This is a genomic window from Heyndrickxia camelliae (genome assembly GCF_002844575.1).
Classification (GTDB): domain Bacteria; phylum Bacillota; class Bacilli; order Bacillales; family Bacillaceae_C; genus Margalitia; species Margalitia camelliae.
Genome location: NZ_PIQO01000006.1, coordinates 141771 through 158213, shown reverse-complemented (window position 1 = coordinate 158213; position 16443 = coordinate 141771). Strand labels below are relative to the sequence as shown.

Below are 16443 nucleotides of genomic sequence, written 5' to 3'. Positions count from 1 at the left end.
TTTTTTAGTAACTCATTTCAAAAGATTCGACAAATATTTTAGATTTCCATAAAAAAACGTAAGGAATCACTTTACAATATTCGTTTTTTTTTCGATAATAAATACAATCATTCAAAAATTCATTTAAAGGTGATCTTATACTATGGCGAAGGATCAAATATTATCCGCCGATGATGTGATAAATCGTACAAAAGAATATTTAAACGACGAACATGTTGCATTAGTGCGTAAAGCTTATGATTTTGCAAAGGAAGCACATAAAGAGCAATTTCGTAAATCGGGTGAACCATACATTATTCATCCCATTCAAGTTGCCGGCATTCTAGCCGATTTAGAGATGGATCCTTCCACTGTGGCTGCAGGGTTTCTCCATGATGTCGTAGAAGATACGAGTGTAACACTTGAAGAAATTTGCGATGAATTTAATGAAGAAGTAGCCATGTTAGTTGATGGTGTCACAAAGCTAGGAAAAATTAAATATAAATCTCATGAAGAACAACAAGCGGAAAATCACCGAAAAATGTTTGTAGCAATGGCACAGGATATCCGTGTGATTTTAATTAAGCTAGCTGACCGTCTTCATAATATGAGAACATTAAAACACTTGCCCGTCGAAAAACAAAGAAGAATTGCAAATGAAACATTGGAAATTTTCGCCCCACTTGCACATCGACTCGGGATTTCCAAAATTAAATGGGAGCTCGAGGATACTGCCCTCAGGTACTTAAATCCCCAACAATATTATCGAATTGTAAATTTAATGAAAAGGAAACGTGCTGAAAGGGAGCAGTATTTAGATGACGTTATCGATGAGGTTAAGGAACGGTTAAACGATGTATCAATTAAAGCAGAAATTTCCGGAAGACCAAAGCATATTTATTCGATTTATCGAAAAATGGTTCTTCAGCATAAACAATTTAACGAAATTTATGATTTATTGGCTGTCCGAATCGTTGTGAATAGCATAAAAGATTGTTATGCAGTTCTTGGTATTATTCACACATGCTGGAAGCCAATGCCTGGTCGTTTTAAAGATTACATTGCTATGCCAAAACCAAATATGTACCAATCGTTGCATACGACTGTTATAGGTCCAAAAGGGGATCCTTTGGAGGTTCAAATCAGGACATTTGAAATGCATCGAATATCTGAATTCGGGGTTGCTGCACATTGGGCGTATAAAGAGGGAAAATCTGTTAACAACCAGACTTCATTTGAGAAAAAGCTTTCCTGGTTTAGGGAAATTTTAGAATTTCAAAATGAATCAGCGAATGCAGAAGAATTTATGGAATCCTTAAAAATTGACCTCTTTTCTGATATGGTGTTTGTATTTACGCCAAAAGGGGATGTCATTGAGCTTCCTTCAGGTTCGGTCCCAATTGATTTTGCTTATCGTATTCATTCAGAGATTGGCAATAAAACAATTGGCGCCAAAATAAATGGCAAGATGGTTACACTTGATTATAAGCTCAAAACCGGTGACATAATTGAAATACTAACATCTAAGCATTCCTATGGTCCAAGCAGGGATTGGATAAAGTTAGCTCAAACATCCCAGGCAAAAAATAAGATACGGCAATTCTTTAAGAAACAGCAAAAAGAAGAAAATATCATCAAAGGAAAAGAATTAGTTGAAAAAGAGATCAAGAATATGGACTTTGATTTAAAGGAAATCTTAACGGCCGAAAATGTTAAGAAGGTTGCTGAAAAGTTCAATTTTGTTCAAGAAGATGATATGTACGCTGCTGTTGGATATAATGGGATGACTGCTTTACAGATTGCCAATCGATTAACAGAAAAATGGCGTAAAAAACGGGATCAAGAAGAAGCTGTGCAAGAAGTCATAACAGAGCTTAAAGCTCCTTCAAAAAAGAAAAAACACGAAACGGGAGTAGTCGTGAAAGGAATTGACAATCTATTAATTCGCTTATCTCGTTGCTGTAATCCTGTGCCGGGAGATGAAATTGTAGGATTCATCACAAAAGGCAGAGGGGTTTCTGTGCATAGAGCGGATTGTCCAAATGTGACTGATGAGGAGTTGCAAAACCGTCTAATTGAAGTGGAATGGGAATCCGATTCTGCTAATCGTAAGGAATATAATGTAGATATAGAGATATCCGGATATGATCGAAGAGGCTTATTAAATGAAGTATTGCAGGCCGTTAATGAGACAAAAACAAATATTACAGCTGTAAGTGGCAGATCAGATCGGAACAAAATGGCCACTATCACAATGTCCATTTCAATCGTAAATATTAGCCATCTTCATAAAGTCGTAGAAAGAATTAAACAAATCCCTGATATTTATTCTGTTCGTCGAATTATGAGTTAGGGACGTAGTTAAAAGGAGCAAAAAGATTTATGCGTGTTGTATTGCAAAGAAGTAAGGAAGCCAGTGTGGAAGTCAACGGACAAATCGTTGGACAAATCTCTGGTGGATTGGTTCTATTAGTTGGAATTACTCATTCTGATACGAAGGAAGATGCAAAATATGTAGCTGATAAAATCGTAAATCTTCGTATCTTTGAGGATGAAAATGAAAAGATGAATAAGTCATTATTAGATGTAGGTGGACAAATTTTATCTATTTCTCAATTCACTTTATATGGGGATTGCCGAAAAGGCAGAAGACCAAATTTCATGGATGCAGCAAAACCTGACCATGCTTTGCCTATATACGAATATTTCAATGAATACTTAAGCGAAAAAGGCGTTCATGTGGAAACAGGTGAGTTCGGCGCCATGATGGATGTCAAACTAACTAACGATGGCCCCGTAACTCTAATAGTAGAAAGCAAAGAGAGAATCTGACCAATATCTTATCAGATTCTCTCTTTTTTTGCGGGATAAGGGGACAGGTCCCTTTTCCCAGATTGTTTTCCTCTTGGAAATTTAAAAAATTTTACGCATGTCGTTAACATTCTGTTTTAAAAATTGTCTGTGACTAGTTTCATTGCCTAGAAGCTAGCGAATTCTCCCTTTTTTCAAATATATAATGGATAGAAAATCCGTTATTCCAGAGAAACCGCTATTTTTTGGAGTGCTTGCGGGCGGTTGTTCTAGCATTAATTGAAAAATTCCACTAATCCATTATAGATTCCTGTCGTTACAAGCTCTTGGTACTGCTTTGAATTAACTAAAAGCTCTTCATTAGGATTACTTAAATATCCCAATTCAGTAAGAACCGCAGGGGCATTATTTTCACGTATTACATGGAAGTCCCCAAACCGCACACCTCTATCATTAATTCCTACTTGTTTAGATATCCCCGTGTTAACATCAAGCGCTAATTCTTTTTGATTACCGTGATAGTAGTAGGTAGTATGTCCCGAGACACTTGGGTCTTCCTTTAAACTATCAAAATGAATGCTTATAAAAGCGTCCGCATGATTGCCTTCTGCTATTCCTACTCGAGAAGGCAATGATATATAATGATCATCACTACGCGTTAGAATCACATTCGCACCTGCATTTTTTAATTTTTGATATAGTGTTAAAGCAGTACTCAAGGTAAGATTTTTTTCAAATGTTCCTCTATATCCGCTTGTCCCTTTGTCCTGGCCGCCATGACCAGGATCAATTACAATAACTTTTCCTTTAAGTCCACCAGTTGTACTAGGAGGTGTATTATTTTTAGATACGTTTTTAGCTTTTGTTTTGCTGGATGAAACCAACCAAGAAGCAACGTAGGCAATTCCTCCGTTTTCAAGCCGAATTTTATACCAATCGTTTACAGTGTCGAGAATATTAAAGGAATCTCCGGCATTTGCTCTCGAAAGAATGCTGGAAGTTGTCGTTGCGTTACTTCTTAAATTTGTCCCATTATAAAGAATTGTAACGCTGCCCTTTTGATTACCACTCTGGGGCGAAGTAACGGTTGATGAATTGGTTTTATTGACATACCAACCTGCAATCCAGCCAATTTGATTATTAATGTTAATCTCAATCCAATTATTTTCTTCCCTTTTTATTTCAAAGCTTTGGCCCTTTGTAATGGTGCTAATGATTTTTCCGTCTAATGAAGGTTTACTGCGAATGTTGAGAGAACTCACATTAATAGTACCAGTCATCTTTTGACTGGAATTATTCAATGATGGGTTCTGTTTTTCTTGGTTTTCTTTTACTTTTTGAACATATTGGCTGCTAACCCAGCCGTCTAATGAACCCATCGTAAAATGAACCCAACCGTTTTGCTCCTCCAATATGGTAATTTCATTGCCGGAGTTTAATGAACCAATTACACTGCTCGAAATAGTTGGAGAGGTTCGGACATTAACATGATCAACCGTGATCATTCCACTACTACTGGAAGATGGAGTTGATGTTTTTTTATCTGTTTCTATGAAATCCTTGGATATCCATCCACTAATTCCATTTACCGTGACCTTTACCCAGTCACCATTCTGAGATTGTACGGTCACTACCTGGTCTTTCTGCAGCACTTTTAATATGGAAGAATCCGAACTTGGAGCACTTCGTAAGCGCAATCCATTTACCGTTACAGTACCTTTACCGCCTCCAAGTGTATTAGACTCGTTTACTGAAACGAGCCAGCTAGCTGCCCATCCTGTGTCTCCTGAAGGCATTCTAATTTCATACCAATCATTTTTTTTCTGTAAAATAGTAAATTGATCTCCCTTTTGCACCTGCTCTAAAATAGGATATGATAATCCAGGTCCTTTTCGAATATTCAGCACGGAGACATTAACGGTGACTTTGCTTGTTTCCGCCTGAACCTGTTTCACTGGCTGATTGAATCCAGTGCATGTAAGTAATATTATCAGCAAAATAATTGTTAATTTTCTACCCAATAGGGTACTGCACCTCCTTATCTTTTTATGAGAGCTTAATGGATTTCCCTATTTTTGTGCCACATGTATGTATTCTTTGTAAAATAAAAATCTCCTGTTTGATGAAAGAAAAGAATTATCGTGGGAAAGAATAATATTATGACAACATTTTTGAATTCATTTCGTCAGTTTAGGGAAAAGGAGACACTTTATGAGAATAAATGACAAAAATCAAATGATCAATGCTGGAAGCAGCCAAATTTTCCACACAGACTTTCATCATTTTATCGAGAGAGAAAATCAAACGCATTCTATGGAACTTGCATCAGAATTTGGTTTGTCTTTGGGTGAAATAAAATTGTTGAAAAAGAAAATGGAACGTTCTTAACTTTTATTCTGAATACACTTGACAATGCGTTTTCCCCCTCGTATTATTATATAAATATAAAAGAACATTTCAAGTAAAACCGTTGATAAAGCATAGTAGCTAAGAATACACATGGAAAGAGAAGAGTTGCCTAGGCTGAAAGCACTCCACATGATGACTTAGCGAATGAACACTTTGTAGGTTTCTTCCTGAAAAATTCGAAACAACGATTTTTAGTAGGGATAGAACGTATGACAGGCGTTAACTGTTCTTAAGTGGAAGTGTAAGCTTCAATTAGGGTGGCACCACGGGAAACAAAACTCTCGTCCCTTGTTTTTTAACAAGGGATTGGGAGTTTTTTTATTTTTTCCGTTTCCTGTGCAAATAGTACATACTGAAAAAAAATAAAGGAGGAATAATCAGTGGCAATTCAGATTCCAAGAGGAACACAGGATATTTTACCTGGCCAAGTTGGTACATGGGAATTCATTGAAAATAAGGCGAAAGAAATTTGTCATAAATATCAATATAAAGAAATTCGAACTCCAATATTCGAACACACAGAATTATTTCATAAGAGCGGGGAAACAACCGATATAGTTCAAAAGGAAATGTATTCTTTTAAGGATCGTGGGGATCGGGATTTAACGTTGCGTCCTGAAGGAACTCCGGCAGTTGTTCGTTCCTATGTGGAAAATAAAATGTACGGAGATGCCAACCAACCGGTTAAATTGTTTTATAATGGACCAATGTTTCGATATGAAAGACCGCAGGCGGGCAGATATCGTCAGTTTGTACAATTTGGAGTAGAAGCTCTAGGGAGTCAAGATCCGGCCATTGATGCAGAAGTTATTTCTCTCGCAATGGAGGTATATCAAGGAGTTGGCTTAAAGCATTTGAAATTAGTTATTAACAGCCTTGGAGATAAGGAAAGTAGGATTTCTCATCGCGATGCTTTAATTAAACATTTTAAACCAAGAATTCACGAATTTTGTGCAGACTGTCAAAATCGTCTCGAAAAAAATCCATTACGGATTTTGGACTGTAAAAGAGATCGCGATCATGAATTGATGAAGTCTGCACCGCCTATTTTTGAATTTTTTAACGAAGAATCCAAGCGTTACTTTGAGCAAGTTCTTGCTTATTTAGATGCTCTTGGTATCAAGTATGAGGTGGATCCTACGCTAGTAAGAGGGCTGGATTACTATAATCACACCGCATTTGAAATTATGAGCGAGGCGGAAGGATTCGGAGCTATTACCACTTTATGCGGCGGTGGACGGTATAATGGCCTAGTTCAGGAAATGGGCGGACCTGAAACGGCTGGAATCGGATTTGCCCTTAGTATCGAAAGATTAATTGCTGCATTGGATGCGGAAGGTATTGAACTTGAGACAGAATCAAAAGTAGATTGCTATGTTATTTCTTTAGGGGAGGAAGCAAAAATTCCTTCTATGGTTTTATTACAGCAACTTAGAAAAGCAGGATATTCTGCTGATAAAGATTATCTGAATCGTAAAATGAAAGCTCAGCTTAAGGCAGCAGACAGAATAAAAGCGAAATTCGTGGCTATTTTAGGCGAGGATGAGATAAAAGCTAACAAAGTGGTAGTGAAAAATATGGAGAATGGAGAGCAAGTTGAACTTTCTATCACGGACTTCATCAGAGAATTTGAAAAATTAGCTTGTTAAGGGAGGCAACGGTTATGTTTGGAAGAACCTATTATTGCGGAGAAATAACAGAAAAAAATATTGGAGAAACAGTTACTTTAAAAGGATGGGTACAAAAAAGACGGGATCTTGGTGGCTTAATCTTTATTGATTTGCGTGACCGCAGCGGTATAGTACAAATTGTCTTCAATCCTGCTAATTCAACAGAAGCGTTAGCCATTGCTGAAAAGGTAAGAAATGAATATGTTCTGGATGTTCAAGGGGAAGTTGTTGGAAGAAGTGAAGGAACGATTAATGAAAACATAAAAACAGGTAAAATTGAAATTAAAGTGGAAAAAGTGTCTATTATAAATGAAGCTAAAACACCACCATTTATGATCGAAAACAATACCGATGTTTCTGAAGATTTACGTTTAAAATATCGTTATTTGGATCTGCGCAGACCTGTTTTATTTGAGACTTTTAAAATGCGTCATAACGTCACGAAATCTTTTCGCAACTTTTTAGATGAAGAAGGCTTTTTAGATGTGGAGACACCAATTTTAACGAAGAGTACTCCAGAGGGGGCACGTGATTATTTAGTGCCTAGCCGAGTGCATCCAGGTGAATTTTATGCACTTCCGCAATCTCCTCAGATTTTTAAGCAATTATTAATGGTTGCTGGTTTTGATAAATATTATCAAATTGCAAGATGCTTTAGAGACGAAGATTTACGTGCTGACCGTCAGCCTGAATTTACCCAAATCGATATTGAAACTAGTTTCTATAGCCAAGAAGATATTATGGCTATGACGGAAAGAATGATGTCCCGTTTGATGAAAGAAGTGAAAGGAATAGATATTGTTACCCCACTTCCAAGATTAACATATGATGAAGCGATGAGCCGCTACGGTTCCGACAAGCCGGATACACGTTTCGGATTGGAATTGGTAGATGTTTCAGAGCTAGTGAAGGATTCTGGATTTAAAGTATTTTCAGGAGCAGTTTCCTCTGGCGGTCAAGTAAAAGCGATTAATGTAAAAGGTGCAGCAGATAAATATTCTAGAAAGGATATTGATGGCTTAACAGAATTTGTATCTGTATATGGTGCTAAAGGCTTAGCGTGGTTAAAAGTGGAGGAAGAAGGCTTAAAAGGTCCTATCTCGAAATTCTTTTCCGAAGAAGAACAAAGTCAGCTAAGTCAACTACTTGAAACAGAAACAGGAGATTTACTATTATTCGTAGCAGATAAAAAATCTGTTGTAGCAGATGCATTAGGTGCATTGCGATTAAAACTTGGAAAAGATCTTCAATTGATTGACCAAAGCAAATTTAATTTCTTATGGGTGACAGATTGGCCGCTATTTGAATATGACGAAGAAGAAGGTCGTTATTATGCAGCCCATCATCCATTTACAATGCCTGTTCGTGAAGAAATCGACAAATTAGAAAGCGATCCTGCAAGTGTTAAAGCACAAGCTTATGACTTGGTGCTTAATGGCTATGAGCTTGGTGGTGGATCTCTACGTATTTTTGAACGGGATGTTCAAGAAAAAATGTTTAAAACACTTGGATTTACAAAAGAACAAGCTAGGGAACAGTTTGGTTTCTTACTTGATGCTTTTGATTATGGTACACCTCCACACGGTGGCATTGCCCTTGGTTTAGATCGAATTGTCATGCTGCTTGCCGGAAGAACAAATCTTCGTGATACCATAGCATTTCCGAAAACAGCAAGTGCAAGTTGTCTGCTAACGGAAGCGCCTGGTGAAGTTAGCCAAGAACAATTGGATGAACTAAGCTTAACTTTAAACTTGAAGAAAAAATCAGAATAAATCAGAGACTAGTGTCGAAATTAGTCAATCAATTCCACCTTTAGTCACATTGAAATGAAAAAGAAACCGTGATATTCTATTTACAAGCAGATGAGTCCTGATGTGTTCGTGTAGACACCTTATCGTTTTGACCGAACATATTAACTTTGGGAGTTCGGAGTTTCCGACTGGCATACATGCCTTCAAAGAAAAGGACGTATAAAAGTTGGGGCAGAACACCCACCTGCCGATGAGCGGGATCAAAACAAAAGGATTTTTGTTAACGGCATGATTGGGGCTCATCACCTATAACATTACAATTAACTCTCTAGATAATAGGGAGTTTTTTTATTTGCATTAGTGATAATTCATATTGCAATTCAACTATGAATTGTTTATTCTTAATCAAGTAAATAAAGATATTTTTTGGAAAGGCTCTTTTCTTAACATATGTTGTTTTTGTAGATCAAAACCTTATAAACTCTCTTAATTGGGTTAAGAATAAGGAACTTAAAGAAAAGTTGCCATAAAACTAAGTTCACTTTAGAATTTTTAATATACGAAAACAACAATCTATACGAAAACTTGCTTTGGAGATGATACAAATGCTTCATCAATTTTCACGTAATGAACTTGCTATAGGCGTGGAGGGTCTTGAAAAATTAAAGAATAGTACTGTTGCAATTCTTGGAATTGGCGGTGTGGGTTCCTTTGCTACAGAGGCACTTGCAAGAAGTGGAGTAGGTAAACTAATTTTAGTTGACAAAGATGATGTAGATATTACCAATATAAACCGACAACTTCCGGCACTTCTTTCCACTATTGGGAAACCAAAAGCAGATTTAATGAAAGAAAGAATAAAGGATATAAATCCCGAATGTGAAGTTATCGCGTTAAAAATGTTCTATACAGAAGAAACATACGAAGAATTTTTTAGCCACAATTTGGATTTTGTTGTGGATGCTTCCGACACGATTATTTATAAAATCCACTTAATGAAGGAATGTTTGAAGAGAAATATTCAAATTATCTCAAGCATGGGAGCTGCGAATAAAACGGATCCGACACGCTTGCGTATTGACGATATTTCAAAAACACATACTGATCCGATTGCAAAAGTCATCCGTACTAAGCTTCGGAAAGAAGGGATTCGCAAAGGAATACCAGTCGTTTTTTCAGATGAAAGTCCGATTGTTATTCGTGAAGATATCCGTAAAGTGGTCGGAAAAGAGGATGCCAAGATTCGCAAGGCAAAAATGCCGCCGTCATCCAATGCATTCGTTCCATCGACTGTTGGTTTGTTTATGGCAAGTTATGTAGTCAATTCAATACTAAAAGATATTGAAATTAAACGAGTAAAAGATAAATAAAATAGTAAAATGAGCTGCTGATGTAAGCAGCTCATTTTTTTTGCGAAAATCTATTGACTTGTATTTCTGTATTAGTGTACTATTCAAATAGAACACTAATACAGAAGGTTGGGATACTAGATGACGCCATTCAAAGGATTGTTGAAAAAGGAATTTTCTATTACAAGACTTTGGTTTTTTACCTGGATTATTATTATGCTTATCGCTGTCATTTCCTCCTATATTATTGCCTATCGAATGGATCAGCCAATGGTACCAGTGGGTTTCCATATAGGACTTGCGGTTTTGCATTTCGGTTTTTTACCTATTATGCTATTATCCTCGCTGAAGCTTGAAGGAAAAAACCAATTGTGGCTACACAATCCTCAAAGTAGTAAGGTCTTAATTTTAGCAAAACTAACTGCCTTATTTATCTATCAGTTCATTTCACAAATTATTCTTACTATCTCCGGCTATATTGTTTACGAATATGTCCTGAGTCAGGGGCTGAAAATAGAACCTTTCCCTTATTTAACATTTGTAACATTTTTTCTCCTTCTATTATTAACTGGCTTGTATTTTTCGTGCTGGATCTTATTTTATTGGTGTATTTTTCACTCACTTGGAAAATATCCAGGTATCAAGAAAATAAGATGGTTATTCATCCTAATTTTGTGGTTCATCTTTAACGCCATTGAAACTGCTATCGCGCAAATAGATTCTTTAAGAGATGTAGTAACGAAATGGAAACTCTCGTTGGATATATATCCAAGATTTCATTATGAGGTAACTTCTCATAAATGGAATTTGCATTTTGATATGCAACCAGTATCTATCATTCCAATCTTTATATACGCCATAATCGCAGTTACTCTTTATTTTATTTCCAGCTGGTTATTGGACAAAAAAGTTGAGGTGTAAGAAATGACAGAAGAATTTCAAACATCCAAACCGATTTATATGCAAATTGCCGAACGTATTTTTCAACAAATTGTCAGAGGCGAAATGGCATCCGGGGAAAAGCTAGCATCGGTAAGGGAAATGGCTATACAAACCGGAGTAAATCCAAACACAATCCAAAGGACATATAGTGAGATGGAGAGGATGGGTATAGTGGAAACCAGACGGGGGCAAGGGACTTTTGTGACAGAAAATAAGAAAATATTAGCTGAATTAAAAATTCGATTGCAAACAGATATAATTGAATCATTTGTCAAAAACATGAAAGATATTGGTTTTTCCAAAGATGAAATAGTGCGAGGGTTACAGGATTATTTAAGCGGATGTGATAATCATGATTGAGTTAAGAAATGTATCCAAAAAATATGGAAAGGATTTTACCTTGAAGGATGTATCCATTTCCTTTCATCCTGGGAAGATTTATGGGTTGCTTGGTCCTAATGGTAGTGGGAAATCAACCACCCTTAAAATGATTTGTGGGTTAGTCTATCCAAATAAAGGAGAAATATATGTAGATGGAGAGAATGTAAATCGAGGAATTTCAAGAAAAGTTGCTTACTTGACAGAACTTGATATGTTCTATGAACCGTTTACCGTTGAGCATATGATTGAATTCTATGCCACTCAATTTCCTGATTTCGATATAAGAAAGGCAAATATCCTTGTAAAAGATTTAAAACTGGATCTTACAAAAAAGGTAAAACAATTATCAAAAGGAAATCGTGGCCGTTTGAAACTTGTTCTTGCCCTATCAAGGAAAGCTCCAATCTTGCTTTTAGATGAACCATTTTCGGGATTGGATCCGATGGTAAGGGATTCAATGGTGAAAAGTTTATTAAGCTATATTGATTTTGAAAAACAAACCGTCATTATTGCAACCCATGAAATTGATGAAATTGAACCATTATTAGATGAAGTGCTTGCCATATATAATGGGAACCTAATTGATATACAAAACGTAGAAACATTAAGGGAGGAATATGGGCTTTCTGTATTGCGATGGTTTAAAAACATTGTGGAAGAAAATGAAATATATGGAGGAGAAAAAGAATGAAACCGGCAGTCGAACTAAAGAATGTCACTAAGGTGATTAAAGGTAAAAAAATTATTGATAATCTAAGTTTTACGATAAATGAAGGAGAAGTATTCGGCTTTTTAGGGCCTAACGGTGCTGGAAAGACAACCACTATTCGAATGATTGTTGGCTTAATGGGTATTTCTTCTGGTGAAATTATCATTTGTGGAAATAGCATTACGAAAAACCATGATCAAGCTTTACGCAATGTGGGGGGAATCGTCGAAAACCCTGAAATGTATAAGTTCTTAACGGGGTATCAAAACTTAATGCAGTATGCCCGTATGATCAAGGGAATTACGAAGGAAAAAATAGATGAAGTAGTTAAACTGGTAGGTTTAACGGACCGCATACATGATAAGGTGAAAACCTATTCTTTAGGGATGAGGCAACGTTTAGGGTTAGCGCAAAGTTTGCTTCATGACCCAAAAGTCATGATACTTGATGAGCCAACAAATGGATTGGACCCTGCTGGAATAAGAGAAATCCGTGATCACTTGCGTATCCTCTCGAAAGAAAGAGGCATGGCGGTTATCGTTTCAAGTCACCTCTTATCGGAAATGGAGATGATGTGTGATAGAATTGCTATCATTCAAAAGGGGAAGTTGATTGATGTTCAGCAAGTCCATGATTTTGTTGCAGATGATGTTAATAAATATTTCATTGAAATAGATAGTACCAATCTAAATTCTGTACCAAATCTTACTAATATTGCATTTGATCTTCATGAAAATGGAATTGAAGTGGAAGTAGAAAAGGAAAAAGTTCCGGACGTCATCAAACATTTGGTGGAAAATGGGGTTCGTATTTATGGAGTCAAGGCAGTATCCAAATCACTGGAGGATCGTTTCTTAGAAGTTACTGGCAAGGAGGAAGTTGCAAATGCTTAATCTTATTACGAATGAATGGTTGAAGATTTTTAAACGCACGGGTACGTATGTGATGATAGGCCTCATTATTATTGGGGTCATTGGTATGGGAGCAATACAGAAAATATATTTAGATAAAGACAAACAAAATGATAATTGGAAAACGGAACTAAGTGCGCAAGTGCAAAATGATGAAAAATCATTGAAAGGCATGCCGAAAATTGCAAGAAGCGAAATACAGCAACAAATTGACATTAATAAATATCGAATCGATCATAATATACCACCACAAGAAAAGAAGACGATGTATTCTTTTATAAATGATAGCTCAGAACTTATTACTTTTGCAGGTCTATTTACCATTATCATTGCCGCAGGGATTGTAGCCAGCGAATTCGGATGGGGAACTATTAAATTATTGCTGATTAGACCTATAAAGCGTTCCAAGATTCTGTTATCTAAATACGCAACGGTTATCTTATTCGGTGTTTTAATGACTGCAATACTTTTTGTCAGTTCAGCACTAATCGGTTTAATCCTATTTGGTACAGGAAACGGAAGTAATATTCATCTAGTATATGCAAATGGTCATGTAGTAGAACAAAGCATGCTTTGGTATTTGGTGAAAAAGTTTTTACTTTCGTCCATTGATGTGTTAATGCTAGCAACGATGGCATTTATGATATCAGCGGTATTCAGAAATAGTTCTTTAGCTATTGGAATCTCTATTTTCCTTTTAGTGATGGGTTCAAACGTAACATTGCTTCTTTCAGTGAAATTTGATTGGGCAAAATATATCTTGTTCGCAAATACCAATTTAATGCAATATGTGGATGGATCGCCAATGATAAAAGGGATGACTCTTGGATTCTCTATTACGATGCTCTTTATCTACTTCATTATCTTCCATATACTGGCATTTGCAGTATTTACGAAGCGTGATGTAGCAGCATAAATCAAATGAAAAAAGGAACAATCATTCTGTTCCTTTTTTTTTATTTCTTAATAGTTTTTCATAAATTCCAGCGAGTGCTTGTTCAAATTTTCCTGTTTGCTTTGGCTTATAATATGTTTTCCCTTTTAGTGTATTTGGCATATATTCTTGACTTACCCAACCATTTTCATAATCATGAGGGTATTTATAATCAATCCCTCTTCCTAATTGTTTTGCTCCTTGATAGTGTGCGTCCTTAAGATGCAAAGGGACATCTCCGCTTTTTCCTGCACGGATATCGGCAATTGCCTCATCCATTGCTAAAATAGCTGAGTTTGATTTTGGTGATAAACAAAGCTCAATTACGGCATTTGCGAGAGGAATCCGCGCTTCAGGAAAACCAATTTTTTCAGCGGTTTGTATTGCCGCTAATGTTCTGGCACCGGCTTGTGGACTAGCAAGACCTATATCCTCGTAAGCGATAACCAGCAGGCGTCGACTAATGCTTGGCAGATCGCCGGCTTCAATTAATCGCCCTAGATAGTGAAGGGCTGCATTTACATCACTGCCGCGAATTGATTTTTGAAAAGCACTTAGTACATCGTAATGTCCATCGCCATCTTTGTCATGTGCAAAAGCTTTCTTTTGTAGGCATTCCTCCGCAATATCAACCGTTATGTGAACCATACCATCGGCATCTGGCGGGGTCGACAGAACTGCCAATTCAAGTGCATTAAGAGCACTGCGGACATCTCCATTACTTGCAGAAGCAAAGTGAAGAAAAGCATTTTCTTCCATTTCAATTTGTTTGTTTCCTAATCCTCTTTCAGTATCATGTAGCGCATTCCTTAATGCTTTTTTCATTTCTTCCAGTGTGAGCGGAAATAACTCGAAAATTTGGCAACGGCTACGTATGGCTGGGTTGATTGCATGATAAGGATTGCTAGTTGTTGCCCCTATTAATACAATCATTCCATTTTCTAGGTATGGAAGCAGAAAATCTTGTTTTGTTTTATCTAGCCGATGAACCTCATCAAGCAATAAAATAACTTTGCCGGACATTTTCGCTTCAGCTGCAACTATTTCCATATCTTTTTTATTATTTGTTACCGCATTTAGTTTTCGAAATGCATATTTTGTACTCCCAGCAATGGCGCTAGCGATGGATGTTTTTCCAATCCCGGGGGGACCATATAAAATCATTGAGGATAATTGCTTAGCTGTAACCATGCGGTGGATGATTTTTCCTTCTCCAACTAGATGTTGTTGTCCTGCAACTTCTCCCAAGGTCCTTGGTCTCATACGATAAGCTAATGGTTGATCATTCATATTTCTCTCTCCATGAGTTAATAGATTCGAATTTTATAATAGAAGTATATCATTTCGAATGTCTGAAAATGAAATAACAAGTATTTAATTTCATTCTAACAAATCAGTGGAATTTCAACATAATGCAAAATGTTGTTTGCCTATGCTATAATGTCATAAGTTATAGATACTTTTACCACATGAATTGAGGCGTATTAATGAGGGACAAAGGGATATTAATGGTTCGATTTCTTATTTTTGTGATCGGATTACTTATTATGGCGTTTGGATTGGATTTAATCATTGTGGCTCACTTCGGTGCAACGCCATGGGATGTTTTACATGTGGGATTATTTCAGCATTTTGGCTTAACAATAGGTTCTTGGTCGATAATCATCGGCTTTTTTGTTTTAGGCATATCAGCAATGTTAATGAAAAAATGGCCCAAATTAGGTGCTTATTTAAATATGCTATTAGTTGGAATATTTATGGATGGGTTTATGAATCTGGCTTTTATGATTACACCTGAATCTACTATTGGAAAGATTTTAATGTTTATTGCCGGAGTAGTTATTAATGGAATTGGAATGGGAGTATATATTTCTGCCCAAATGGGTGCTGGACCAAGAGATAGTTTCATGCTGGTTCTTACTAACTTAACAGGTTGGAAAATCGCTCATGTTAGACGCTTAATGGAAGTTTTGGTCTTGATTTTGGGCTGGTTATTTGGCGGACCGATTTATTGGGGAACGATTATTTTTAGTATTTCTATAGGGACGATAGTAGGAATTGCCTTACCTAAATGTCAATTTCTTACCGATGCCATTTTAGCGAGACTACGTAATAAAAATTGGAAAAATGATATAAATAGAGGTGCTAGTGTATGAAGATTTCTACAAAGGGCCGATACGGCTTAACGATTATGATTGAATTAGCAAAGCGATACGGAGATGGTCCTATATCCTTAAAGACGATCGCCCAAATTAACGATTTATCTGAACATTATTTGGAGCAATTAATTGCACCATTGCGAAATGCAGGTCTGGTTAAAAGTATAAGAGGGGCTTATGGAGGGTATATCTTAGCAGATGAACCGTCTAAAATTACTGCAGGTGATATTATAAGAGTTCTGGAAGGCCCTATTAGCCCTGTGGAGGGTATTGAAGAAGAAGAACCTGTGAAACGTTCTCTATGGATTAGAATTCGTGATGCCGTAAAGAATGTTCTCGATAATACTACAATAGAAGATTTAGCAAACTATAAAGATGAAGGGGAAACAGATTCCTACATGTTTTATATATAAGGTGTAGGCAAAATATTTGAGGTGA

At 36.6% G+C, this 16443-nt stretch carries 15 protein-coding genes, 1 other RNA gene and 1 other annotated feature; of the genes, 14 read left to right on the top strand and 2 right to left on the bottom strand.

Annotated elements, in window-relative coordinates; all coding sequences use genetic code 11:
- The first annotated feature begins 142 nt into the window (after positions 1-142).
- Positions 143-2332, top strand: a complete 2190-nt coding sequence (locus CWO92_RS10605) for a RelA/SpoT family protein (protein WP_101354173.1) — start codon at positions 143-145, stop codon at positions 2330-2332.
- Positions 2333-2361: 29 nt separating this feature from the next.
- Positions 2362-2811: a D-aminoacyl-tRNA deacylase gene (gene dtd / locus CWO92_RS10600; protein ID WP_101354172.1), complete on the top strand. Its 450-nt coding sequence runs from the start codon at positions 2362-2364 to the stop codon at positions 2809-2811.
- Between the two features lie 254 nt (positions 2812-3065).
- On the opposite strand, the gene CWO92_RS10595 is transcribed toward dtd, so the two are convergent.
- Positions 3066-4811, bottom strand: a complete 1746-nt coding sequence (locus CWO92_RS10595) for an N-acetylmuramoyl-L-alanine amidase family protein (RefSeq protein WP_101354171.1) — start codon at positions 4809-4811, stop codon at positions 3066-3068.
- 190 nt (positions 4812-5001) lie between these two features.
- On the opposite strand from CWO92_RS10595, the gene CWO92_RS25380 reads away from it, so the two are divergent.
- The 10 genes from CWO92_RS25380 (at position 5002) to CWO92_RS10550 (ending at position 13828) form a co-directional block, all read left to right on the top strand.
- Positions 5002-5178, top strand: a complete 177-nt coding sequence (locus CWO92_RS25380; protein WP_165786660.1) for a hypothetical protein — start codon at positions 5002-5004, stop codon at positions 5176-5178.
- 73 nt (positions 5179-5251) lie between these two features.
- Positions 5252-5491: a binding site (T-box leader), on the top strand.
- 88 nt (positions 5492-5579) lie between these two features.
- Positions 5580-6848, top strand: a complete 1269-nt coding sequence (gene hisS, locus CWO92_RS10590; RefSeq protein WP_101354170.1) for a histidine--tRNA ligase — start codon at positions 5580-5582, stop codon at positions 6846-6848.
- 14 nt (positions 6849-6862) lie between these two features.
- Entirely contained in the window at positions 6863-8641 is a 1779-nt protein-coding gene (aspS, locus tag CWO92_RS10585) for an aspartate--tRNA ligase (protein WP_101354169.1), read from the top strand.
- Between the two features lie 91 nt (positions 8642-8732).
- A non-coding RNA gene (ssrS, locus tag CWO92_RS10580) (6S RNA) lies at positions 8733-8923 on the top strand.
- Positions 8924-9225: 302 nt separating this feature from the next.
- Positions 9226-9990, top strand: coding sequence for a tRNA threonylcarbamoyladenosine dehydratase (locus tag CWO92_RS10575; RefSeq protein WP_101354168.1), 765 nt, complete (start codon positions 9226-9228; stop codon positions 9988-9990).
- Between the two features lie 120 nt (positions 9991-10110).
- Positions 10111-10890 (top strand): hypothetical protein, encoded by a 780-nt coding sequence (locus CWO92_RS10570; RefSeq protein WP_101354167.1) that lies wholly within the window; start codon positions 10111-10113, stop codon positions 10888-10890.
- A gap of 3 nt (positions 10891-10893) precedes the next feature.
- Positions 10894-11271 carry a GntR family transcriptional regulator gene (locus CWO92_RS10565; protein WP_101354166.1) on the top strand — a complete coding sequence of 126 codons (378 nt, stop codon included), beginning with the start codon at positions 10894-10896 and terminating at the stop codon, positions 11269-11271.
- On the top strand, positions 11261-11983 hold the full coding sequence (locus CWO92_RS10560; protein ID WP_165786666.1) for an ABC transporter ATP-binding protein: 723 nt from the start codon (positions 11261-11263) through the stop codon (positions 11981-11983). Before CWO92_RS10565 ends, CWO92_RS10560 begins: the two co-directional genes overlap by 11 nt.
- Positions 11980-12894 carry an ABC transporter ATP-binding protein gene (locus CWO92_RS10555; RefSeq protein WP_101354164.1) on the top strand — a complete coding sequence of 305 codons (915 nt, stop codon included), beginning with the start codon at positions 11980-11982 and terminating at the stop codon, positions 12892-12894. The genes CWO92_RS10560 and CWO92_RS10555 overlap by 4 nt, the downstream gene beginning before the upstream one ends.
- Complete coding sequence (locus CWO92_RS10550; protein WP_101354163.1) at positions 12887-13828, top strand: ABC transporter permease; 942 nt, start codon at positions 12887-12889, stop codon at positions 13826-13828. The genes CWO92_RS10555 and CWO92_RS10550 overlap by 8 nt, the downstream gene beginning before the upstream one ends.
- A 21-nt stretch (positions 13829-13849) precedes the next feature.
- On the opposite strand, the gene CWO92_RS10545 is transcribed toward CWO92_RS10550, so the two are convergent.
- Complete coding sequence (locus CWO92_RS10545) at positions 13850-15136, bottom strand: replication-associated recombination protein A (protein WP_101354162.1); 1287 nt, start codon at positions 15134-15136, stop codon at positions 13850-13852.
- A gap of 197 nt (positions 15137-15333) precedes the next feature.
- On the opposite strand from CWO92_RS10545, the gene CWO92_RS10540 reads away from it, so the two are divergent.
- Both CWO92_RS10540 and cymR read left to right on the top strand, forming a co-directional pair.
- Positions 15334-16002, top strand: a complete 669-nt coding sequence (locus CWO92_RS10540; RefSeq protein WP_101354161.1) for a YczE/YyaS/YitT family protein — start codon at positions 15334-15336, stop codon at positions 16000-16002.
- Complete coding sequence (gene cymR, locus CWO92_RS10535; RefSeq protein ID WP_101354160.1) at positions 15999-16418, top strand: cysteine metabolism transcriptional regulator CymR; 420 nt, start codon at positions 15999-16001, stop codon at positions 16416-16418. Before CWO92_RS10540 ends, cymR begins: the two co-directional genes overlap by 4 nt.
- Positions 16419-16443 lie beyond the last annotated feature (25 nt).